This window comes from Blautia sp. NSJ-175 (genome assembly GCF_022867815.1).
GTDB classification, from domain to species: domain Bacteria; phylum Bacillota; class Clostridia; order Lachnospirales; family Lachnospiraceae; genus Blautia; species Blautia celeris.
Window position 1 is genome coordinate 210,371 of the sequence record NZ_JALIFQ010000010.1, and the last position, 20,987, is coordinate 231,357.

19 protein-coding genes and 1 pseudogene are annotated in these 20,987 nt (G+C 48.4%); 1 reads left to right on the forward strand and 19 read right to left on the reverse strand.

Going from position 1 to position 20,987, the window contains the following annotated elements; all coding sequences use genetic code 11:
- Nucleotides 1-10: 10 nt before the first annotated feature.
- From MUB35_RS17055 to MUB35_RS17070, 4 genes and pseudogenes are all read right to left on the reverse strand, one after another.
- Nucleotides 11-430 carry a flavodoxin family protein gene (locus MUB35_RS17055; RefSeq protein WP_187370650.1) on the reverse strand — a complete coding sequence of 140 codons (420 nt, stop codon included), beginning with the start codon at nt 428-430 and terminating at the stop codon, nt 11-13.
- A gap of 114 nt (nt 431-544) precedes the next feature.
- The gene (locus MUB35_RS17060; RefSeq protein ID WP_244806549.1) at nt 545-889 is read right to left on the reverse strand and encodes a hypothetical protein; all 345 of its coding nucleotides are present in this window, start codon (nt 887-889) and stop codon (nt 545-547) included.
- A gap of 163 nt (nt 890-1,052) precedes the next feature.
- Nucleotides 1,053-2,639 carry a hypothetical protein gene (locus MUB35_RS17065; RefSeq protein ID WP_244806550.1) on the reverse strand — a complete coding sequence of 529 codons (1,587 nt, stop codon included), beginning with the start codon at nt 2,637-2,639 and terminating at the stop codon, nt 1,053-1,055.
- Between the two features lie 212 nt (nt 2,640-2,851).
- Nucleotides 2,852-3,034 (reverse strand): annotated as a pseudogene (locus MUB35_RS17070) (23S rRNA (uracil-5-)-methyltransferase RumA); the annotation flags it as partial.
- Between the two features lie 100 nt (nt 3,035-3,134).
- On the opposite strand from MUB35_RS17070, the gene MUB35_RS17075 reads away from it, so the two are divergent.
- Nucleotides 3,135-3,428 (forward strand): helix-turn-helix domain-containing protein, encoded by a 294-nt coding sequence (locus MUB35_RS17075; RefSeq protein ID WP_244806551.1) that lies wholly within the window; start codon nt 3,135-3,137, stop codon nt 3,426-3,428.
- A gap of 83 nt (nt 3,429-3,511) precedes the next feature.
- On the opposite strand, the gene MUB35_RS17080 is transcribed toward MUB35_RS17075, so the two are convergent.
- From MUB35_RS17080 to MUB35_RS17150, 15 genes are all read right to left on the reverse strand, one after another.
- Nucleotides 3,512-5,167: a zincin-like metallopeptidase domain-containing protein gene (locus tag MUB35_RS17080; protein ID WP_244806552.1), complete on the reverse strand. Its 1,656-nt coding sequence runs from the start codon at nt 5,165-5,167 to the stop codon at nt 3,512-3,514.
- Nucleotides 5,151-5,294 (reverse strand): hypothetical protein, encoded by a 144-nt coding sequence (locus MUB35_RS17085; RefSeq protein ID WP_244806553.1) that lies wholly within the window; start codon nt 5,292-5,294, stop codon nt 5,151-5,153. Before MUB35_RS17085 ends, MUB35_RS17080 begins: the two co-directional genes overlap by 17 nt.
- Nucleotides 5,291-7,417: a VirD4-like conjugal transfer protein, CD1115 family gene (locus tag MUB35_RS17090; protein ID WP_244806554.1), complete on the reverse strand. Its 2,127-nt coding sequence runs from the start codon at nt 7,415-7,417 to the stop codon at nt 5,291-5,293. The genes MUB35_RS17085 and MUB35_RS17090 overlap by 4 nt, the downstream gene beginning before the upstream one ends.
- A complete protein-coding gene (locus tag MUB35_RS17095) occupies nt 7,414-9,129 on the reverse strand; it encodes a hypothetical protein (RefSeq protein ID WP_244806555.1) in 1,716 nt (571 codons plus the stop codon). The genes MUB35_RS17090 and MUB35_RS17095 overlap by 4 nt, the downstream gene beginning before the upstream one ends.
- Before the next feature lie 13 nt (nt 9,130-9,142).
- A complete protein-coding gene (locus MUB35_RS17100; protein WP_244806556.1) occupies nt 9,143-9,451 on the reverse strand; it encodes a hypothetical protein in 309 nt (102 codons plus the stop codon).
- A 47-nt stretch (nt 9,452-9,498) separates the two neighbouring features.
- A complete protein-coding gene (locus MUB35_RS17105) occupies nt 9,499-10,404 on the reverse strand; it encodes a hypothetical protein (protein WP_244806557.1) in 906 nt (301 codons plus the stop codon).
- Complete coding sequence (locus MUB35_RS17110; RefSeq protein ID WP_244806558.1) at nt 10,377-11,798, reverse strand: relaxase/mobilization nuclease domain-containing protein; 1,422 nt, start codon at nt 11,796-11,798, stop codon at nt 10,377-10,379. The genes MUB35_RS17105 and MUB35_RS17110 overlap by 28 nt, the downstream gene beginning before the upstream one ends.
- A gap of 53 nt (nt 11,799-11,851) precedes the next feature.
- Nucleotides 11,852-13,045 carry a HipA protein gene (locus tag MUB35_RS17115; protein WP_244806559.1) on the reverse strand — a complete coding sequence of 398 codons (1,194 nt, stop codon included), beginning with the start codon at nt 13,043-13,045 and terminating at the stop codon, nt 11,852-11,854.
- Nucleotides 13,046-13,122: 77 nt separating this feature from the next.
- Nucleotides 13,123-13,458: a plasmid mobilization protein gene (locus MUB35_RS17120; RefSeq protein WP_244806560.1), complete on the reverse strand. Its 336-nt coding sequence runs from the start codon at nt 13,456-13,458 to the stop codon at nt 13,123-13,125.
- Between the two features lie 773 nt (nt 13,459-14,231).
- Nucleotides 14,232-14,558 (reverse strand): hypothetical protein, encoded by a 327-nt coding sequence (locus MUB35_RS17125; RefSeq protein ID WP_244806561.1) that lies wholly within the window; start codon nt 14,556-14,558, stop codon nt 14,232-14,234.
- A gap of 13 nt (nt 14,559-14,571) precedes the next feature.
- Nucleotides 14,572-15,339, reverse strand: coding sequence for a hypothetical protein (locus tag MUB35_RS17130; protein WP_244806562.1), 768 nt, complete (start codon nt 15,337-15,339; stop codon nt 14,572-14,574).
- A 13-nt stretch (nt 15,340-15,352) separates the two neighbouring features.
- A complete protein-coding gene (locus MUB35_RS17135; RefSeq protein ID WP_244806563.1) occupies nt 15,353-17,257 on the reverse strand; it encodes a lysozyme family protein in 1,905 nt (634 codons plus the stop codon).
- The gene (locus MUB35_RS17140) at nt 17,220-19,661 is read right to left on the reverse strand and encodes a VirB4-like conjugal transfer ATPase, CD1110 family (protein WP_244806564.1); all 2,442 of its coding nucleotides are present in this window, start codon (nt 19,659-19,661) and stop codon (nt 17,220-17,222) included. The genes MUB35_RS17135 and MUB35_RS17140 overlap by 38 nt, the downstream gene beginning before the upstream one ends.
- Complete coding sequence (locus MUB35_RS17145; RefSeq protein WP_244806565.1) at nt 19,658-20,101, reverse strand: PrgI family mobile element protein; 444 nt, start codon at nt 20,099-20,101, stop codon at nt 19,658-19,660. The genes MUB35_RS17140 and MUB35_RS17145 overlap by 4 nt, the downstream gene beginning before the upstream one ends.
- 14 nt (nt 20,102-20,115) lie before the next feature.
- On the reverse strand, nt 20,116-20,955 hold the full coding sequence (locus tag MUB35_RS17150; protein ID WP_244806566.1) for a hypothetical protein: 840 nt from the start codon (nt 20,953-20,955) through the stop codon (nt 20,116-20,118).
- Nucleotides 20,956-20,987: the final 32 nt, after the last annotated feature.

Below are 20,987 nucleotides of genomic sequence, written 5' to 3' on the forward strand. Positions count from 1 at the left end.
TACCGCCGGATTACTTTGTTGTTTTTACATCTGTATACTTTATGATTTTAATATTTTTTTGTTTGGCAAGTGAAATTGTTTTTTCCTTACTCCCCTTAGAATTTCCGCTTCCCGATGTCAGAATCAGTTCAATTTCTTTTCCTTCAGGGAGCAGTTCCAGAATATTATTAAAAGGTGTGGAGGGAAAGCCTGCCCAAATCGGAACCGCTACAATCACTTTTGCATACTCAGATAAATCAAACGTAACTTCTTTAATTTCTGTTTTCTTCTGCCTTCTGGCGGCAAGAGACCCACAGACATAAGCATTGAAAGTGGAACGATTCCTTTTTTCCTTTACCTCAATCAAATCGGCATCTATATCCCGTGCCGTTTTTTCAGCCAGTTCCCTCGTTTTTCCTGTATAAGAATAATAAATAATTACAGATTTCATCCCTATCTCTCCCTTGCGCGAATATTTTTTCTGCCCCCCCTCAAATGACCGGAGGGCTTTCCCACGACAGTGGCATATTTTTTTGAATTTACATTCTGATTTCCCGATTCTTTTTCATCGTTCCGATTCCTTTTGCACAGGCGGGAACGGATTCTCCGCTGATGTATATGCATCAGGGATTGCTTCCCCTTTAAACAGAGCATCCCCATTGCGCACTAAAATATCTTTTCCTGACTCTGTCCCCCAAACGCTGTACCCGGAGCCGGGTGCAATTACAAATCTGACATCGTCAAAATATTCCCTGTACTGGTAATGCATCTGCCATGGCACAACACCGTATTCCGGCTGCACAACCAAAACCGGAGGTGTATTCTTCTCCTTTAAGGCAGCTGTAAAATCAGGGGATTTTTCAAGTGATTCTGTATTCAGTGCATTGGAAAGATAATTCATATGTCTCATCGGCCTTCCGTCCTCTGTAATTCCGCAATCCCTATTAAAATCAAGATTTCCCTACGAGAAGCACGACGGTTTCCACGTGCCCCTGAACTTTGTTTTTATACTGCATAGCGAAAGTATGCAATAGATTTTCAAAGTGGGGGAACAGCTTTATCCCCATTATGTATTACTTTTGAATTTCTACAGTTCCCTTTACTACTTCTGCAACATATTTTGAGGATATTTCGTAATCTACAAAATCCGGTATTTCCTTAAATACCAAAACTGACGGAAATGCCATTACAGTATTATGTTTTAGATAGTCTATATGGAATATCAAAATATCAACATCTTCTTTTTCATAATACTCATAACAGAAAATCCTGTTTAGATTTTTTATATACTCCTCTTTATTTCTATTATATTCTTCTTGTGCTGATGGCCTATTAAATAGGTTTTCAGTAATTAAAGGCATACTTGGCCTTTGTAAAGGATACCCCGTATATTCAACGACAACATCATTACTATCAATTTGATAGGCATATTCCAAAAATCTCATTTTCAATATTTCTTCAATAATATTACTTTCTGGAATGGCTATATCCTTTATTTTGCAGACATGATTTTTCTTAATAATAATTTTCACATCAATGTCTTCATCAAACGTATTCCCTATATTAGCCACGGTTAAATCAACTAATCCTTGTTTATCTACCCTTTCAAAAAAGGTAATATATTCATAATAATCAACAATAGCCAAGTACAATTCCTCTATGGAATCATATCGTGTTTTTTCTTCCTCACTACCTTCAAAAGTTGTACCACTACCTCCATAAAATGGAACTAGCGTGGGTACCCTTTTTTTAAGATTTCCAACATTCCAAAAAGAGGCTTCGATTTCAATATCATTCTCTTTGGCAAATTCATAAATGGTACTTTTCCATCTATCTGCAATATCTGCATCCATTATTTTCCCTAACATAAAATCTGATTTTCCTAATAATTTATTCAAATCAGAAGTATTGAGCAATAAAGGATTCTCTTTTTTCTCAATATTCTCTGTATTTTTCTTCTCTCTACTTTTCAGATATCTCTGCTGTAATAAAGCAATTTTTGAAATAATACTCTCTCTTTTATCCTTTACCAGTTTACACTCAGAAAAGCCAGAGTACTCCACAACTGCACATTTATCTTCTTCCAACGATGCTGCTTTAATTTTAAGAATGGGGCTTTCCTTTTTTTCAAATATCGTTTTCTTACCTACCGCTAACGGTAAAAAATGCATCCCTAAATGATTAGTAAATAGCTGTCTCAGTTCATGTTTATCTTTTATTATAAAATAGATTCCTCTATCTCTATACTTTTCTTTAAAGGCCTGCACCTTTTTATATTGTTCTATATCTACATTAGATGGGTTTACAGGTGCATCAAGAAAATACATAAAAACTTGTTTATTTGAAGATAACATTTCTTCAATTTCTTCTTCTGTTCCAGAGCCATATTTATCTGTCGGTGTACCAAATTTCGTCCAAAATATAGCTACTGCAGCATCGCATTCCCGAACAAATTGTTTATTCAACAATTCCTGCGGTTTGTCTCCTGACTGCGGATAACTATCTGTTGACCAATGCTTTGTTACAATTTCCATATTATTAATATTTCCATATACTCTATTAAAATTATCCACACACTCCCTAATAATATCGACAAATCCATTCACATCACCTGGACATGAAATTAGCAAATCGTATGCAGTAATTCCTACTCTTGGCATAAAACATTCCTCCTCTCTTACTCACTAATATCATTATTGTGATACTTACTTAATTACTTGAGTTTCTTTTGCGGAAAAGTATCCTTTCGCCAAAATGTATATTTTCCATTCCTCAAAGCCTATCCCCTGGGGTAAAACTCTACTTATACCATCACTCTACGGAAACAGAAACACACATCCTTTTTTCTTCCAAAATCGCAGAAACCTTTGACTTACTGCGGTTTTCGTGACAGAAGACAGACCGTTTCAACATGAATGGTCTGACAAAACTGATCCACACAACACACCCTCTCCACCCCATACCCTTCCCTCAAAAACACTTCCAAATCCCTACTCAAACTACTGGGCTTACAAGATATATAAACCATCTTCTCCACCCCATACTCCACAATCTTAATAAATGATGCATTTAGGTGTCTAAGTATATTTTCATTTTTCATATTTGCTAACTCCTTGTAAGTAATTTACCATACAAAAGAAGGGTTGTGAAGTCAAATGACCAAAGTAAAACATGAAATCCATATTAGCAATCTCAAAAGAATCCGTGTTTCAAAGCGTATGACCCAGGAAATATTATCTTCCAGATCCGGCGTGCCAATTAAAACTATTGGAAATCTGGAACAGCTGCGCCGCGATATCAACCATTGTCGTGTTGATATTATATACAGACTTGCCCAGGCCCTTGATTGTGATATGCTGGAGATTTTAGATCAAGACAAATTACGCGCACAATTACCCCACACCCTTAGTAGTTATAGCATAACAAACAGCTCTTTAGAAGTCGAATAGGCCAGCATATCAAACGCCGGCCTACCCTGTCATACCTACTCGGTTTGTTGGAATGCAAACTCGTCTTCACAGCAGTTCCCTGATCACCTCTTAATCCTCCGCACATTCTTTTCCTGTGCCGGCAGTTTCTCTGCTTCTATTGATGATGGTATATGGAGAGCTGCATCTTCCTGGAATCCTTCGATCATATTCACTGGGACCTTTTCTATCAGCCCCGGGGACAAGTCCTGCATCTCACAGATCTCTTTACAGGCCTCCTCCATGGAAAGTGCTGGAGCATCCAATTGTCCGCCATCTATCAGCTCACCCATATGATTAAACAGTGTATAATCATATCCCGTGTCACAGACCTGGATATAAAGGTATTGATCATTATCCAGGCAATAAGCGGCATCCCATTCAGGACTGGGCAGGAATTCATGGGTGATATCCGCAAAGCCCACGCTGTCCACATAATACGCTGTCTCCTGCCCTTCCTGGTGTATGACCACTACATCCGATACAGAAAGGCTGTGCCCCTTAAAATCCATCGGATGGTCCAGGTTAAAGCGGATATACAGATCTTCTAATGTCTCCCCTTCTTTTAGTTCCCCAGAGTAGACCTGTTCATAATTATCACTCTCCACATTTTTCCCATTTCGCTGCAGCTCAGAATAGGGTGTAAATAAGTAATCACTCAGCTTTTCATCCATTCTCAGCTGATAGATAGAATAAGTGTCTTCGCTTGAAGGCTGGCTGTCTTTAGCCGGCTGCTCCGGTCCGGCTGGATCCACTGCCGGCAATGTTTCCGGATCCTCTGCCGTCTGCTCCTGCATTTCCAGCTGTTTTTCTTCCTGTATCTCTTTTTCCAAAACTATTTCAAGGCAGCTCTTTATGCGTTCCGATATCTTCTCCGCATCTGCACAGGCCCGGAACAGTTCATTGGGATCATCACGCAGCGCTCCGATCCAGGACTTTAAATAGTCACTGTGGTCCTCCAGCACTTCTGCGGACGGGTCCACGCCCAGGTCTGTCTCTGTAAAAAGGGCACCCAGCTCTGCCCGCAGTTCCTCCTTCGCATAGTCCGGATCACCAAAACGCGTTCCAAAGGTCCGGTTCAGACGTGACGCATGGCCTGTGCTGTGTCCCATTTCGTGGATCAGGGTAGCGATAAAGGATCCCGCATCCTTGAACATGCACCTCAACGGCAGCACGATGTGGTCCTGGCCCTTATGGTAAAACGCATTGTCCTGTGCAAGCTCATATACCGGGCATTCACTGCTCCTGATTAGGTCATCTGCCAGTTTTGCAAGGTCCAGATCCAGATCATTCTTTTTCAGTTCCGGATAATCCTGCATCTGTTCCGCATTGTAAACATAAAAAAAAGCTACTTTTGGCTTTTTCAGTTCTACCTCTATCGTTTTCTGTTTCCCGTCCTCCTGCTCTACTTTCTTTTTCTCCTGAAAGATCCATTTCTCACACATCACGCCGTGCTGCCCTGTTTTCAGGTGGTATCCTGCTTTCTCCATCTGCTTGAAGGTCATCCAGCGGGGATCCGCATAGCCGGCTTCCATACCGGCCACCATCAGGCGCAGCCTGTTACCGCCTTTATAGACGGATCCGGATTCCGGATTGTGCGGGTAAAATGCGAGACGGTCCCAGGCAGGGCGGTTATTATGGTATCCTTCCTCCATCAGCCGGATGACTTTCTCTACAAGCTCTTTCCGGCTGTCCATCACCTTTTCAAACGCCGTCGCCATCCTCATCCCTCCATTCCACGCCTGCAGCTCCATCTATGAGCTCCGCCGTTTCCTCCAGGTCATCCATATCGATCATCCCCGGCTCCTCTACCACGCCATATCGTTCTTTCCACTCTTCGATATTCACCTTGCTGCCTCCTTTCTGCTGAGCATGAGCAGTCTCCGCATCTGATTCATCTGCTTCGCTGTCAGATCCGGGTCATAAAATGTCCTGATCTCCTCATCGGTCATCCCATCCTCCAGGGCCTGGATGATCTCCTCCATCTGCTCCGGATCAAGGGGATACCGGTTGATCCAGTCATATGCAGTGCCAACGGATAGATCAAGTATGGCACCGCCCTGTTCCTCTTCGATTTCTCGTATCCGTTCCTGGCTTTGCTCCATGAGCTCCCGGATCTCTTCCTCGTCCATGGGCTCCTCATCGAAATGCATCTGCAGAAAACTGTCTTCATCCAGGATGATATATTGCGGACTCGCGCCGGATTCTTTTTGTTTCCGGTAATAGTCGATCTCCTCCTCTTCAAGGGGTTCCAGGGATACCTGTTCCAGATCCTGAAAGTACATCCCGTTCCTGACGGCACGGTCAGGGAGATCATAGCAACCCAGCTCAACCGCCTTTTTGTAACGCTCACATTTTCCTGTCTGGTATTTCTTATCCATTACCGGGTTCTCCCCTGCAAGGAGGACAATGCATTTTTCTTTGTCCATTTTCCGAAGTTCGTCCTCGGTCATGAGTTTCCGACCGAGGGAATCCACATTGCTGCTGGTGGACCCGTGCGACCCGTAGGTCTTACCGCTGCTCCTTTTATTCAGTGTGAACTCTCCCAGCAGGCCGCTCACATACTCATAAGACCCTTTTTCCCCTGACCCAAGATAGATCATAGTGTCCGCATTGCCAAAGATTGTCTCCCAGTCCTTCTCATGCAGGGACTTCATCTGTGAAATGCTCTGGATGAAAATCTTCGCATAGATCCGGCGTGAGCGGATCGTGGCGATCTCGCGGATAAAATCCCCGGGCATTTTGATGTTCGGATATTCGTCAAGGTAAAATCCTACATCAAAAGGCAGGGCCCCTCCGCATTTCCTGGCCTGGGCGAACAGGATCTGAAAAAGCTGTGTATAGAGCATGCCCACGATCGGGGAGTATAAGACCGTCTCATCCGGGATCAGGATGAAGAATGCCACTTTTTTGTCCGGATTCCCGTGTACGCCCAGACCGATAGAGTAAAGGTCACATTCGTCATACGCCGTGAGCCACTGCACCTTTTCCAGACGGAAGCACTGCAGCCTCGCATACAGGATCGCCAGGATGGACTGCATGGTCTCCTGTGCGCCTGATTTGAAGATCTTATAATTCTTCACCGCCGGATGGCTGCCTCCCAGGACGCTGTTGCTCTCCAGATAATCGATCAGGCGTTCATAGGCATTCTTCTCCTCGTTTACCGTGACCATATCCAGGAACTTGAACACGCTGGTCCAGTTACGTTCGCTTTTCGGGCATTCATACCAGACGTAATCAAAGATGGAGATCAGCAGCATCTTAGGGCCGTCCTCCCAGAACTGGTCCCCTCCCACTTTGTCATTTCCCTTCGTGTTTGCCATGATATTGTCCACCAGGATACTGACATCCTCTTCCTCCCTCAGGTAGGCAAAGGGGTTATAGTGCAGGCTCTTTTCAAAGTCGATCAGATCGATAACACGGACTGTATAATTTCTGTATTCCATATAGCTGCCGATGGTATTCAAAGTGTCACCCTTTGCGTCCGTGATGACATAGGCACCATGACAGTTTGTCACATTCGGATAGATATTCTGGAAGCCCTTGCCCCGGCCGGAGCCGCCGATGATCACCTGGTTATTGTTCATTTTTGATCTTTTCGGGTTATAGCTCATCCGCAGATTCTCTGACAGGATATGGTTCTCCTGCTCCTCTGGCTCTGCAAGGCGTTTATTGATCGCCTTGATATTTCCCCATTTAGCAGATCCATACTCACGGCCGAACATAAAGTTCCCAGTCAGCTGCAGGATATACGCGATCAGCCAGATACCGACCCCGACGCCCAGTAAAAGGAAGAGCGGTGTGTTCGCGTTCCAATAATCTGCAAATGGATCCTCCCTTATTCTCCCTGCCTGTTCCAGGACGGCTGCCACATCTATGCCCTTTTCAAGGACAGCGGACAGATAATACGCTGCTATGAGGATGATGAACAGAAGTACACCCGAAAAGATAGCTGCTTGTTTTTTCTTCACTTCTCAACACCCCATTTCTTGATCCGTTCCACTTCCTTTGCTGTCTTTTCCAGATGGTCTGTCACGGTCTTTGCGTGATCCCGCTCCACCGGGTCATAGTGCTTCATCAGTTCCTTTGTGCTCATCCCTTCCTTCCACTCCCCATTTCGGTCCATGATGAGGTTCCGGCCGTCTTTCGGCAGGAACATGATATAGGCCTTTCCTTTTCCGCCTGCCGTAGGGATGCTGCTCCCAAAGACGTTCCTGTTGTTACATACCAGGTACCTGTCCGTGCTCCCCGGGATCCTGCTGATAAAGGCTCCTTCCCTCTGCATTCCTGCCACCAGGGATTCATTGACGATCACTTTCTCATATGCCGGGTTTGCATCCATCCGCAGATAATCCGGATCCTCATTTAAGTTTTTTTTTGGTGCCTCCGCCCTGTGAAGCTCCGCTTCCACACTGGCCTTCTGCTTTGGATCTTCGGTCGCCATGTAGTCCTCCGCACTCATTTCCGCACCCTTGGTATATTGGTCCATGGTAATGCCTTTCATCTCCGGAAGGACTTTTCCGGTCTCCTGCAGCACCTTTTCCTGGTACATGGTATACCAGCTTCCAACGCGCTGCGCATCTGCAGACGCATACATCAGCATCGTATTTGTATCATTCGCTTTTAGCTGCGGCAGCATCGTATAATTGATGTGCAGGCTTTCAAAGTCTGCCTTCATATCCGCCAGGGCATCACCGGAAAGCGGCATGCTGACGATCTGGGTCTTGCCGTTGGTCAGGTTTATGAGGTCCTTGTATTCATGTTCTCCGCCTTTTATGAGCTGGTCTGTGGCATAATTGCTGTACCAGTTCCGGACAGCGGTCTCATCCTTTTTCAGATACATGACCTGGACCAGGCCGTCCCCGGCCCGCATATCATCCATTACATGGTAGTTCACCCCCATCATCTGGAAATCCTCCCTCATTTGTTTGAGGGTTTCCTTTCCCTTATTCGCAGGGATATTGATGAACCCGACCTGGCTTTTGTTTCCGGCCATTGTCTGCAGCTCCTTTGCTGTCTTTTCACCGCCCTGCACGATGTGCTTCTGGCAGAAGTTCTCCAGCCAGTGCTTTATCTTTTCTTCATCCTGCTTCGCATACAGCACTTCCCTGGTGCCGTCTCCCACATTGACATCCGGCATCAGGCAGTAGGACAGATGCATGTCTTCAAAATCCGCTTCCATTTCATCCAGCAGCTTCACATCCTCTGTGGGGATCGTTACGATCCCCGTCTTTGCCTCACCGCCGGCAAGAGCCGTCAAAGTCTTCTGCTGTTTAAAATTCCCTTCTTCCAGGCGCTGCGTACAATAATTCTGGAACCACGCCGTGACCATTTCCTTATATTCAGCCGGGTATACAATCTGCATCATCCCATCACCGGCGTTCAGATCCGGAAGGATATGATAGGGGACTTTCATCTTTTGGAGGTCTTCTTTTACCTGGCCTATATACCTCGCATCCTCTGCAGGGACGTTCAGATAATTGATATTCCCCTTGCTCTGCTGGATGAACCTCTGCAGGTCCCGGTATTCCCTCGGTTTCAGGTGCCCGGTTTTTACTCTTTTCGCCATCCACTGCATTAATTTCATCAACGCCTGGACTGCCACGACACTGCCTTTTATCAACATAGCCGTACCCTCGATCCCCGCACTGATGACATATCCTATTTCAGCATTTTCACTCATTTTGACTGCCTCCTTAGATTTTCAGGACTTTCTTTGCCTTTAGTTTTTTTTCCTGGTATTCCTTCTGTTCCGTTTTCTCTTCCTTTGCCTCCTGCAGCTCTTCTCCCTGCTCTTTGACCTTCCCTAGATCCACCGCTGTCAGGCTCCCATAGCGGGATTCATATTCTGCCAGAAGGTCCCGCTCCGCTAAGAAGTTCCTGCAGGACTCGATCTTTTCCTGCTGTCTCCGGGCCAGCTGCTCCATCTGCCTTAACTGGCCCCTGAATGCCTCCATCTGTTCCCTGCTCAGGTTCTCGTTAAAGTTTGTCCCTGTCTGTGCCATTTGTTTTTCCCCTTTCTTCATAAAAAAGCCGTCGGCATAAGGCGGCCTCATTTCTTGTTTGCTTTCAATAACAATTTTTTCATCTCCTGCATCTGATGTGTGCTGTATCCCGGCTTTGCATAACTCCTTATCTCTTCCAGGGACAGCCCCTGTTCATATCCATCCAGGACCTGTTCCATCTGCCCCTCATCCAGGCTGCCAATGAGCGCGATCAGCTTCTTTTCCGGATTCTTTTCTTTTTTCCCTTTCCATATAGAAAGGGCAGACAGGAATCCTCCGGTTGGTGCCTTCTCCTTTTCTTCCCTTTTGCCTGGAAGACAGGTTTTCCCTTCATAAGGGGCTGCCGCTATCTCCTGCAGTATTTCCCTGTTTTCTTTCCGGGGCTGTTCCTTCCCATTTTCCGGTTCTGCCCTGTCCTCATGCATCTCCCATCTGCTTTTTTCCTGTTCCAGGTTCTGCGCACGTTCCTTCTCCTTCGATATTTGTATGTGCATCTCCTCAATCTGGCCAGCGGCGCTGTTTAGCTCCTGCTCCTTTCGTTTTACCTGCTCCTTTAAAAAATCAAGCGTATTTGACAGGGTCTCCGTCTGTTTCAGCAGCTGGTCGAAGTTCCTCTGCCACTGCGTCTGGAACCCGTTGAATACCTCTTGATAGATTTTTTTCTGATCCACCCCATAGGTCTTTTTATAATATGCCTCCCTGTGCTGGCTAAGCCGCTCCGGTTCCTTGCAGACAGCCAGGATTTCCTCTTCCGGGAACCCATTGACTGCCAGGCCTGCTATTTGCTGCATCTGCAGTTCCGTAAGCCCCGGGCTGCCAAGCGCTTCCAGCAGGTTGATCGTAAGGCCTGCCCGCATTGCGGCCTGGATCTGGTACAGCCTTGCGGCGTCCTGGATCCCGTTCTTTTTGCATGTCTCAATGAAACTCATAACCTCTTCTTTACTGTACTCCAATCATCTGCCACCTCCTTATTCCTCCGACCCCTCTGAGCGCTGATCTGTGCCAGGGTCCTCTTTTCATTGCGCAGTGCCGCATTCTCTTCCCGCAGTCTGGAAAGCTTCGTTCTCCTCTCCTGTTCTTTTTGCTGCAGCGCCTCCAGCGGGTACTTTTCCTGTAACCTGTTCATTTCATCCGCTAAAGCCTCCCAGTCATCATCCCTCCCTTCTTTCTCTGCCGCAGCGCATGCTGCCTGCAGGTTTTCATATCTTTTTAAGGCCTCTGTCTCATCCTGGCTTAAATTTGTCTGATAAAAATGGGTCCGCTCTGCATCCAGGCTTGCCTGGCGTGCTTCCAGCTGTTTCCATCTCTCCTGCACGGCCTTTTCGCTCCGGATGTTATTCCGGATCAAGTAGCGGCAGCACCTGGCAAGCTCCTCCGTCTCCCGGATATCACTGTAGCATCTAGTGTTCTGGTATTGGTAAAGGACCGTGTTCTGGCAGTATCTCCGGATATAATAATACTGGTAGGCAGACGGATAAAACGCCGTCTCTCCTGCAGGGAGCCCTTCTTTTGAAAATGCACTGGACTTTACCCGGGGGATCCGTGCTGCCCGGTCCACCTGTGTCAACCCATCCTTATCCTTGATGCGCCGCTCTATATCCTGGAGGTTATACCCTTTGCCCAGCTGATAGCTCCTTACCGCCTTTTCCCCTCCGGTCGGGGTAAAAGCAATATATCGCCCGTGTACTTTTGAATCGCCCTGGCGTATCTTATATCCTGCAAGGGCCAGGGCCTTACAAAGCCCGTCCACGGATGCCACTTCTTTTATCAGGCGGTCTATATCATCCTGGACGACCCTCTTCCAGGTACGTTTTCCATCCTGTTCCCGTTTCCATTCACCATAATCCCTGCTTTCACCCCCTTCGTATTCAAATTTCTCAAACCCATGTGCCATGCAGATCCTGTCTGTGACCGGCTGGATATATTTCTCCCAGTCCCCTTTCTTATAATGGTATTTCAGGCCGGTCAGCCTGGAAACGGAATTGAATATCACGTGCGCATGGATATGGGCGCTGTCTGTGTGTACGGTGAACACATAGTCATAGTTCTCCCCCAGGTATTCCCGGCAGAATTCCTGCATGACCTCAAACACCTTTTCAGGGGACGCATCCTCTTTGAAGGAGATCACGAAATGGTATCCCTGCCTCCCTGACTTTTTGCCATACTCCTCCTTTGTATCCAGCATGGTCTGGTACACCTCCTTAGGTGTGCTCCCCGCATTCCCCCCGATCCATTGTCCGCCTTCGGTCTTATTCTCCTTCATGATGTATTCAATGCCATTCTTCAAATGCCGCGATGGTTTCCGGCTTCCGGACTGCTTCATATGCATCAGCTTTGTAAGTGCCATCAGCTCCTCCGTTCCACGAAAAAAGGCACTGGATCCTCTCCAATGCCTTTTTCTTATAACCTTTTTACTGGTTTTTTCATCTTTTCCTTCTTTTCTGGTTCTTTTGCCTCGGGCATACTGGGCATATACAGCCGTTTTAGCTTCAATATGCCATCAATCTGCTCATTTACAACCTCTTCTAAGATTTTGAGCCGCTCCTCCGGAAGATGGCAGGGATGTTCCCGGTCAAACCGGAACCCTTTCAGGTTGATCAGATCCGCCCGGATGGCCGGGGTAAGGGCCGCATGGGCGACCTCATTAAAGTCTTCCCCGATCCGGGTAGGCCGGGTGGACAGATAATCCTGCAGATGATCAAACTCCGCCTGCTCCGCATAAGGAAGCAGTGCCTGGTTGTGGTCGAATACTGGTGCCATCCCCGAAACCTGCATCGTATCCGTATCAAACAGCATCCCATAATTGCCGGCATGGCGATCCGTATTCAGGACAAGCGCATCCAATACCAGCATCCTCCGGAAATCTTCTTCTGCATCATGCCGGGACATATAATCCATCACATTTGTCAGGTTATACTCTCCCTGGATACAGCGATAGATCGGAGCAAAGCCCTCCTGCTCACTGGTAAACAACGGGCACTTAGAGGCCAGGCTTCCCCGATACCGGACAACGGTATACGGAACATGCCGTCTGCAGATCCTGCTGGCGATCTCTGCGGCATAGGCTTCAGAAAAAGGTTCCAGCCCTGTATTCCTGCCGCCTGTACTCCCACGCTTGTACAGGAAGATATCTCCTTCCTCTTCCCGTACCCAGCATTTCGCATAGGCACCGCTCGTTTCAAATTCTGGTGAAGTTGTAGAAAACTGCTCTCCGTATAGGCCGCCCTCAAAAGCGATCTTTGCGATCGCGTCATTGAACGGGTTTCTATACAGGGACACATCCGCCCACTTAAAAGAGCTGTCTATTGGCTTGACCCAGAAAGTATCGTTCAGGCTCAATGCATGTGTGATCTTTAAAAAGCCGTCAATTCGGGAGCAGCCGCACTGCCGCATCAATTCCGCAATATGCTCCCTATGCTTCGGTGCCTGCCGCTGCTCCACCCATGTATGGATGGATGAAAAACCGATCGGCAGTTCCTCAGCTGAAACGTTGCAGGCCTCCTCTTTTAAAAGGATACTTCCCAAAGCTCCGCTGGTGCAGGCAAATGTCAGAAGCACCTTATCCTTATTCATCAGGCAGTATCGTTCATCCACTTTGTTTTCCTCCTTCCTCTGTATCTCCCTCACAATTTTCCTTTATTATATCCATATCCTGACCAATCCGCAATCCTTTATTCGATACGTGCTTCAAATGTTTTCACCAATTCTTCCACCTCCTGAAGCTTTTTCAGTACCAGTTCCGCATCCCCCCGGAACATGACGCCCCGGTTTGCGCTGGCTGCGATCTGGTTGATGAGGACTCCTATCTTCCGGATCTGGTAATTCAGGTTCTTTAATTCCCTTGCGACTGCGATGGAATGCTTCAGGTCATCAGAAAAGATGCAGTCCCGAATATATTCAGACATGTTGTCCGGACGGTCAGAGCCTTTTACTTTTTTAAGGAATGTCTGGTATTCATTTGCGGTCAGTCTGGCCTTCACGATACACTCCCTTGTTTCTTCCTTCATTTATCTCCTTTATTCGTCCCCTTTCAGATACCTCTGCTCAATAACTGCCCGGATGGCGTCCGGATGCTTTTCCGGATAAGTTCCGGATTTCACGCCATCCTTCATGACTATTTCCGGATGACTTCCGGATGTTTTTCCGGATAAGTTCCGGATTTCATGCCTCCCTTCATGACTATTTCCGGATGACTTCCGGATGTTTTTCCGGATAAGTTCCGGATTTCACGCCTCCCTTCATGGCTATCTCCGGATGACTTCCGGATGTTTTTCCGGATAAGTTCCGGATTTCACGCCTCCCTTCATAACTATTTCTGGATGACTTCCGGATATTTTTCCGGATAAGTTCCGGATTTCATGCCTCCCTTCATGACTATTTCCGGATGTTTTTCCGGATAAGTTCCGGGATTCACGCCTCCCTTCATGGCTGTTTCCGGATGACTTCCGGATGTTTTTCCAGATAAGTTCCGGATTTCACGCCTCCCTTCATGGCTGTTTCCGGATGGGTTCCGGATTCCTCACCCTCTTTTCTGGGCATTTCCGGATGAGTTCCGGTATTTCTTCCGGATGGGTTCCGGATACTCTGTTTCTTCCTCCATTCTTTCCGGATGACTTCCGGTTTTTTTACCGGAACCTATCCGGATTTTCTCCCCAAAAAGCATACGCAAAAACCATAGGTTTTTGGCAAGTTACGCATTTTGTGCCACAAAACGCGACTTGTTAGGGGATTCCTCCCCTAATACCCCGGCGCTCCCACGCCCTGTAGGTTTTTCTATCCATTATGTACTGTATAATCCGTAATCACTCCGGATGGTGCACATCTGGCTGTCCAGCCAGAAGAGCATATCCCATTCAATATTTTGTTCCAGCATTTCCAGGCTTACAAGGAACCTATATGCATCTTCCAGCAGATCATCCAGGGATAGAAGCTTTTTTGCCAGATCCGGGATCTGTTCGATCGCATAGGAGTACCTTAAGCAGTATCGGTATATCTGGATCTTCCGTGAGATCTCCCCGCTTAATTGAAAAAGCTCTTCTGGCCCAAGCAGGAGATACCGCCTCTTCATCCGCTCATAATCTTCCTCCAATTTTTTCTGCAGTTTCATCCCTTATTCCCCGCTATTCCTTTTTGGTCTTATCTTTCGCTGCCTTGGCCGGCAGGTCATCCACTTTGTCCTCATTCTCCTCTGCCTGTTTCAGCACCTCTTCCCGAGTTCCTTCCACACGCTCAAATTTCCAATCGGCCCCCCGCATCTCTGCTGTCGCAAGGACAATGGTCTCTTTCTTGTCATTCAGGACGATAAAAAAGCTCTCCTCATCCTTTGATATCCATTGATCATAGGCCAAGAACTCCCCTGTTGCTGCCTCTATCCCTTCCCTGTCACAGTAGCTTTTCAAGCTGGATGTGAGCAGGTAGGAATAAGGCTCCAGATCCGGACGGCCCTTCCTCGCGCAGATCCGGTCGATGGTCTTATTCTTGTCCTGCAGCACCGGTATGCCGTTCTCGATCCGCTCTGCTTTCTCTTCATCGGTCAGCTCCCGCCATTTTGTCTCACTGGCATACGGGGTATAAGAAAGACCGTCTTTTCCCTTCTTCACACGGGGATACTCTTTCTTGTCCTCTGGTCTCTTCGTATCCTCCCGCTCATCCGGATCGCCAGCTTTCTCCCCTTCTTCCTGATCCGGTACTTTCTGACCCGGTCCCTCCGGCTCCTCGGTACTAACGACTGTCTCCGGCTCCTTTTCGGTAGTCTCTCTTTCTGCCGGCCTCGTCCGTTCCACGCTGCCGATGACCGTCAGGATCACCAGGACAGCCAGCGCCAGGATCCCGCCAGCAATGGTGAGCCTTGCCTTCTTCTTCTCCTTTGATCCGATTTCATCTCGCATGATGGTCTGCCTCCTATCTTTTTGGTTCAAATATCCAATATTGTCTGCAAGTGTTGTTGATCTCTGCATACAGGTCAAATGGACGTGTATTATACTGTTTCTGTGTGTTGTCATTCGGGTCATTGACCAGGATCTTCCCCTCCGCGGTGATCCCCCGCAGGACGATATAATGACCGCCTCCGGTAAACAGCCCCGGCCCTTGTGAAGAAATGACCGGACGGCCTTCCTGAAGCGCCCGCAGGACCGCTTCCGGGCTTGTGGTCGTTGTCACTGGCCCAATCCCATAGTGCGCCGCAGCTTCCTCGAAAAAATTCCAGCTGGTCCCCTGCCCTGGCACATAGTAGCTGTTGCCGCACCAGGCCACCACATCTGCCGGGGAGATCGCCTCGTTTCTCAAATAACTGACCACCATAGAAAAAGAGGCAGGCCCACATCCATATCCTGCGATCGTACCGCGCCCATAGGGTTCCTGATAGTCGTTCTGGTTATAGACCGGGATCGGCAGCCCTCCTTCCGGCAAGGCACCAGTGCCCTGTTTGATGGTATAATAACGCAGCACATGCTCCGGGTAATATTGATCCCCATAGCTCCAGGGTCCTGCCGGATGATTTGGATCTGCCCTCTGTCCCCATCCCGTGCCTGCAGCAAACTCACAGGCCGTTCCAAAGCTCCACTCAAAATAGCCTTTCCTCTGCATCCACTGGATATAGCCTGGACCAAAATTATAGCCCTGCAGGGCGATCCGGATGTTCACCATATCCGTGCTGCCCGTTACCCCTGCCAAAGTCAAGGCATTCTTTAATTCCTGTACCCCGCACGCAATGCTGTAGGCAGGGTCCGCGATCCCATTCGGCACATGTGGGTACCTGGTGTTATAAGCCCCCTCCGCTGCCTGCATCGGGTCTGTCCCCTGTCCGCCTGATTCCTGCATCATGACTGCAAGGATCAATTCCACGTACTGGGACATCCCGTACTGCCCTGCCACTTCCCGGACAGCTGCCCGATATCCCTCCACTTCCTGGCTCAGGCCAGTGGCCTGTGCGCTGCCTGACTGCATGGAACCAAAAATCCCTATTATAACCAAAACCAGGATCAGAAAGATAGGGAGCAGGATCCCTGCCGGGCTGAAGGCCATGACCGTGCTTACTATGGCCCGGCCGATCCTTCCAGCGATCCTCCTCACCGCTCTCCTTACTGGCGCAGTGCCTTGGCGGACAGCCTTCTGCTGTTGCCGGTTCGCCTCTTCCTGTTCTCCTGCCTGCAGCCTCTGGCCTGCGATTGCCCTGCCGGCTGTCCCTCCGCCCCGCAGGATCTTCCGCATGACACGGCGGCTAAGCCTGCGGTTCTGAGAGGCCCCTTCATATACCGGCTGGGGGCCCTCTATTGCTGCTGTCCCCGGTTCAGGGGCTTGTGCTGCATCCTGGCCCTCTAATGCCATATACTGGACGGTTCCCTGCCGGCTTTGTCTTTGTATCCTTTGCACCTGTGTGCTTTGTGTTTGTGGGCTTTGCCGCCCTGGCTTTTGGATGGCGTCTGCCTCCACGCTGTCTGGCTGTGTGATCCTGTCTTTTAGCCAGCCGGTTCTTTGTTGGGAACCTTCCTGTTCATATTGTGCCGCTTCCTCCTTCAGCATCGCATCCTGCATCCCTGCATCCCGCTGGATGTCCCTTCCCCACTGCCTCTCTGCAGCTTTCTTTGAAAGGACTGCCCCATACCTGGCCTGGTTCAGGAGCCTTTCCTTTTTTGCCTCCGGCATCCGCATCCAGATACTTGCTGCCCGGCTGTCCGGAAGCTGCAGCAAAGCGCCGGCCCCTGTTTTTTTCCTGATCTTCCTCCCCCGTATCTGCAGGACAGCGGCCTTCCCTACGCTCCTCGCCCGTTTACGGAGCCTGGTGTTCTCCCGCTGCTGGATCTTCATATCCCGCCTCCTTCTTTCTGGCTGCACGTTCGTGGAAATTCGTGGAATAGATCTCATACAGCGGATTCTTTTTGTCTATATAGGCATCACACTGCAAGATCTGGTCCCCGCAGACGATCAGGCACTGCCCTGGCTCTGGGTTCGCCAGCTCCCTGAATTCTGCATTTGACAGCTCTAAAATTTTACTTAGGGCATTCCGGTCACTGCCTCCCTGGTCTAACAGGATCTTCAAGTCACAATTCGATACCATATCCTTCACCCTGGCGTTCGCCAGTGCTGCAGATACATTCTGGAAACATACCGTACAGATACCTCCATATTTCCGGTATGTGATGAATGCATGTAGGAGCTGCTCTGTGGAGCTTTCCTTCTGGCAGACATATTGTGCCTCATCACAGATAAATCTGGTCGCTTTCTGCAGACTGACATTATAGTCCATCCGCATAGAGAGCAGGTGCATGACCGTGATCATGCAGGTCTCCCACATGCTGTCTGATACATTCTTCATGCCAAAGACCACAAGCCTGGAATTGATGTCCAGGTTACTGTCATATGCAAACATATCAAAGGTGCCGTCGGTATAGGCCTCTAAGGATCCATACAGCTCCCGTGCTTCCGGCTCTGCCTGCTCCTTTAGGATGTCACGGAAATCGGACAGTAGAGGAGACCTGGTTTTTTTCGAGTGGAAGGCTTCCTGATAGAGCTTCTTGATGCAGCGCACCACCAGCGTTTTATGGAAACCGTTCGGCACGATCCCTTTCAGGCAGGAATAGACAAATGCCTCAATGAAATCTGCTTTCATGGCTACGAATCTGTCCTGTTCCTTTGGATCCGTGGAATATAGCACTTCATCCGGCACCTCAAAAGGATTCAAATGAAGCCCTGAGCTGGGTGTCAGATCAAAGAACTGCCCTCCAAAATGGGCGGTGACATACTCCATCTCATTTTGTGGATCAATCATAAAGATATCATCGTCCGTTGCAATATAGGCCTGGCCAATCTCTGTCAGCTTCAAAATGAACGATTTCCCGGAGCCGGTATGGCCTATGATGCAGCCATTGCTGTTCTTTAGTTTCTTGCGGTCGATCATGATGATGTTCTTTGTCAGCTTGTTCATCCCGTAAAAGGTCCCTCCCGGCTGGATGATATCACGGGCATGGAAGGGCTGGAAGGCAACCATGGATGAGGTCAGCATGGAACGCATATGGTCTACACGTCTGGCCCCTGTCGGGAGCAGTGTATTGAGCGCCTGGACCTGCTGGTTGTAATCAATGACGAACTGCAGCCCCATCCCGGCCCCGATCAGTTTCAGGGTCTCCACGTTCTCCTTCAGTTCCTCTGGTGTCCTGCCCCTTACCGCGGCCAGCATCTGCATGAAGAAGCCGTTCTCGTCGTTCTCATCCACCTGGTCCATGTAGTCCTCTAATTCTTCTTTTGTTTTGACCTTCCGGTAAGAAGGACCCGAAGAAAAGTTTTTATTCTTCGCGTTCAGCTGCATCTCCTGATTGATCGCCACCTCATTATTCAAAGAGATGGATTCCATCTTTCCCTTTAAGATATTCCGTGGGATACATGCACAGTCAATGGTCACGCTGCAGAAATACGACACGTTGGTAAGGCTGGAAAGCACCTTGCTTTCATCCAGGGTGTTCGGAAGCCCGGGTACAAAGAGGATCTGCATATATTCATCTCCAAACTCCAATCTCTTCTCTTCATTGTTAAAACTATATGGGACGATCTCATTTCTCCAGTCACGGCCGCTTTCCATAAGGCTTTCAAATGACAGCTTTGGCCAGCTGTCCCTATGGAAGAACCGGTGCAGCATCTCCAGACGCTTCCCTGCATCCAGTGGGGCCAGCCGGCTTCTCATGGACAGGAAGACGGGGGAAACCGCTGTTTCCAGAACATTGAAATAAGCCCTGGCATCTTCATATCTCTGTCTTCTGCAGGTGACGGTCAGATACCGTTTCTTTTTGATCTGCGGGTTCCCCTTTTTAAGGACATCCTGTATCAAACGGTTATTGGCCTCTACAAGCTCTGCAAGACCCTTTCCCTCCTCTCTGGTGAGCAGGGCCTCCTGCTCTACCTCCTCCATATCCCTTGGCTCATTAACCACATGCATCTTGAAATCTACATTCATGGAATTCAGGAATTTACAGAAGGACAGGCAGATGTTCTCCCTTTCCCCCTCATCCTTGTTCACGTAATTGATGTCAGAGAACTCATATACCCTGTCAAACATGCGCATCCGCTTCCCTGCTGTATTGTTCTTCTCAATCTCAAAGATCCCATCCGGATGCACCTTTGCAATGTCAAGCAGCTCCTGGATGCAGGCCGGTGTCTGGTAGACTGGCTCTGTGAACCTTTTGCATTGGACAAAATCCTTCGCTTTATTGAAACTCATTCACTTGCTCCTCTCCTTTCTTTTCTCTGCTGTCTTAGACAGGCCCTGACATATTTCCGGTGCAGTCTCTTTTGTTTCTTGAAGCTTTTGCATTTTGGTACTTTTCCGGCTTTCACCCCGCCTGTCACTGGATGATATTCCCCCGCCCGGTAATGAAGCAGCGCTGTAGCCTTCCGGTATTTGACTGCCGCCAGATGTTCCCTTAAGGTCAATCCGTTTTTAGACTGCCAGAATCCTGCGATCATGATCGGTGCCCCAACCGGCACGCTGATGTATACAGCCAGCACAGGGGAAATCCCAATATAGCGCCACAAAAATAAGCAGACCGAAACGATCAACACAAGGCCTGCCAGGACATATTTCGCTTCATGCAGCGTAAATCCCTTGTACACGGTTTCCCGATAGTCATGTTCAAAATCTTTATTGATCGGTATATTCATCTTGCTCTCCTTCCTTAGAAACCGAACGCGCGCCGGATCATGCTATCTACAGCCTTCACGGAGCCTACCGCCAAAAGGATGGTCAGCATACTCTGCGCCATGTTCCAGAGGGTTTCAACTGCCCCCAGCCAGTCTGGGACAGGGATCAGGAAACCGTTGCTGTTTATAATGGCTGCACACAGCCGGAGCACCAGCGCTGTGCCAGCAAATTCCCCAAACGCGCAAAGGATCGTCTTAAACCAGTTTTCGGCTGATCTTGAAGCCCCCTCCGGTCCCGCAACAGTTGCTAATGCCAAAGGCCCCGTCACAATATAAAAAAACACCTTTATAAAAATGCCATAGACATGCAGGACCAACAGCAGGCCCGCCGCGATCGCCACGATCATAAATGCAGCGCATACAAAAAAACCAATGACCAGGGTGTCTGAATCCCAGTCGTCTACACTGGTCTCCTGCAAAGCCACAGAAGCAGCTCCCTCTGGTGCTACGATCTGAAAAACCCCCTGCATGATCTCGGCCACTCCATTGATGATGTTCTTTATATTCACGATCAGAAAATTACCAAGGATAAATTTGATCAGCATTGTCATGATTGTCTCAATGGTCTGGTTATTTCTCAGGTCTGCTGACTGTTTACAAAAATTTGCAAAGAATAAAAGGTTAAATAGAGAAGCCCCTATGACCATCATGAGATCCATCAAAGTCATGCTCACATTCCAAAGGCTCCCGTCAGCGATCTGTGACGGGGCCGATCCAAGAAGGGCCATCGCCGCATCTGAAAACGTGTTCCAGCAGCTATATCCCATTTTCACAAACGCTTTACCGCTCAGAAGGTCAAGCAGCCCGTCGAACATATGACTCTCCTCCTTCCTCTTCCTTTTTTAAG

Bases quoted from the DNA above. Each gene is read 5' to 3' on its own strand.
- MUB35_RS17055 (WP_187370650.1), bottom strand. From the start codon at position 430: ATGAAATCTGTAATTATTTATTATTCTTATACAGGAAAAACGAGGGAA.
- MUB35_RS17060 (WP_244806549.1), bottom strand. From the start codon at position 889: ATGAGACATATGAATTATCTTTCCAATGCACTGAATACAGAATCACTT.
- MUB35_RS17065 (WP_244806550.1), bottom strand. From the start codon at position 2,639: ATGCCAAGAGTAGGAATTACTGCATACGATTTGCTAATTTCATGTCCA.
- MUB35_RS17075 (WP_244806551.1), top strand. From the start codon at position 3,135: ATGACCAAAGTAAAACATGAAATCCATATTAGCAATCTCAAAAGAATC.
- MUB35_RS17080 (WP_244806552.1), bottom strand. From the start codon at position 5,167: ATGGCGACGGCGTTTGAAAAGGTGATGGACAGCCGGAAAGAGCTTGTA.
- MUB35_RS17095 (WP_244806555.1), bottom strand. From the start codon at position 9,129: ATGAGTGAAAATGCTGAAATAGGATATGTCATCAGTGCGGGGATCGAG.
- MUB35_RS17100 (WP_244806556.1), bottom strand. From the start codon at position 9,451: ATGGCACAGACAGGGACAAACTTTAACGAGAACCTGAGCAGGGAACAG.
- MUB35_RS17110 (WP_244806558.1), bottom strand. From the start codon at position 11,798: ATGGCACTTACAAAGCTGATGCATATGAAGCAGTCCGGAAGCCGGAAA.
- MUB35_RS17120 (WP_244806560.1), bottom strand. From the start codon at position 13,458: ATGAAGGAAGAAACAAGGGAGTGTATCGTGAAGGCCAGACTGACCGCA.
- MUB35_RS17125 (WP_244806561.1), bottom strand. From the start codon at position 14,558: ATGAAACTGCAGAAAAAATTGGAGGAAGATTATGAGCGGATGAAGAGG.
- MUB35_RS17130 (WP_244806562.1), bottom strand. From the start codon at position 15,339: ATGCGAGATGAAATCGGATCAAAGGAGAAGAAGAAGGCAAGGCTCACC.
- MUB35_RS17135 (WP_244806563.1), bottom strand. From the start codon at position 17,257: ATGAAGATCCAGCAGCGGGAGAACACCAGGCTCCGTAAACGGGCGAGG.
- MUB35_RS17140 (WP_244806564.1), bottom strand. From the start codon at position 19,661: ATGAGTTTCAATAAAGCGAAGGATTTTGTCCAATGCAAAAGGTTCACA.
- MUB35_RS17145 (WP_244806565.1), bottom strand. From the start codon at position 20,101: ATGAATATACCGATCAATAAAGATTTTGAACATGACTATCGGGAAACC.
- MUB35_RS17150 (WP_244806566.1), bottom strand. From the start codon at position 20,955: ATGTTCGACGGGCTGCTTGACCTTCTGAGCGGTAAAGCGTTTGTGAAA.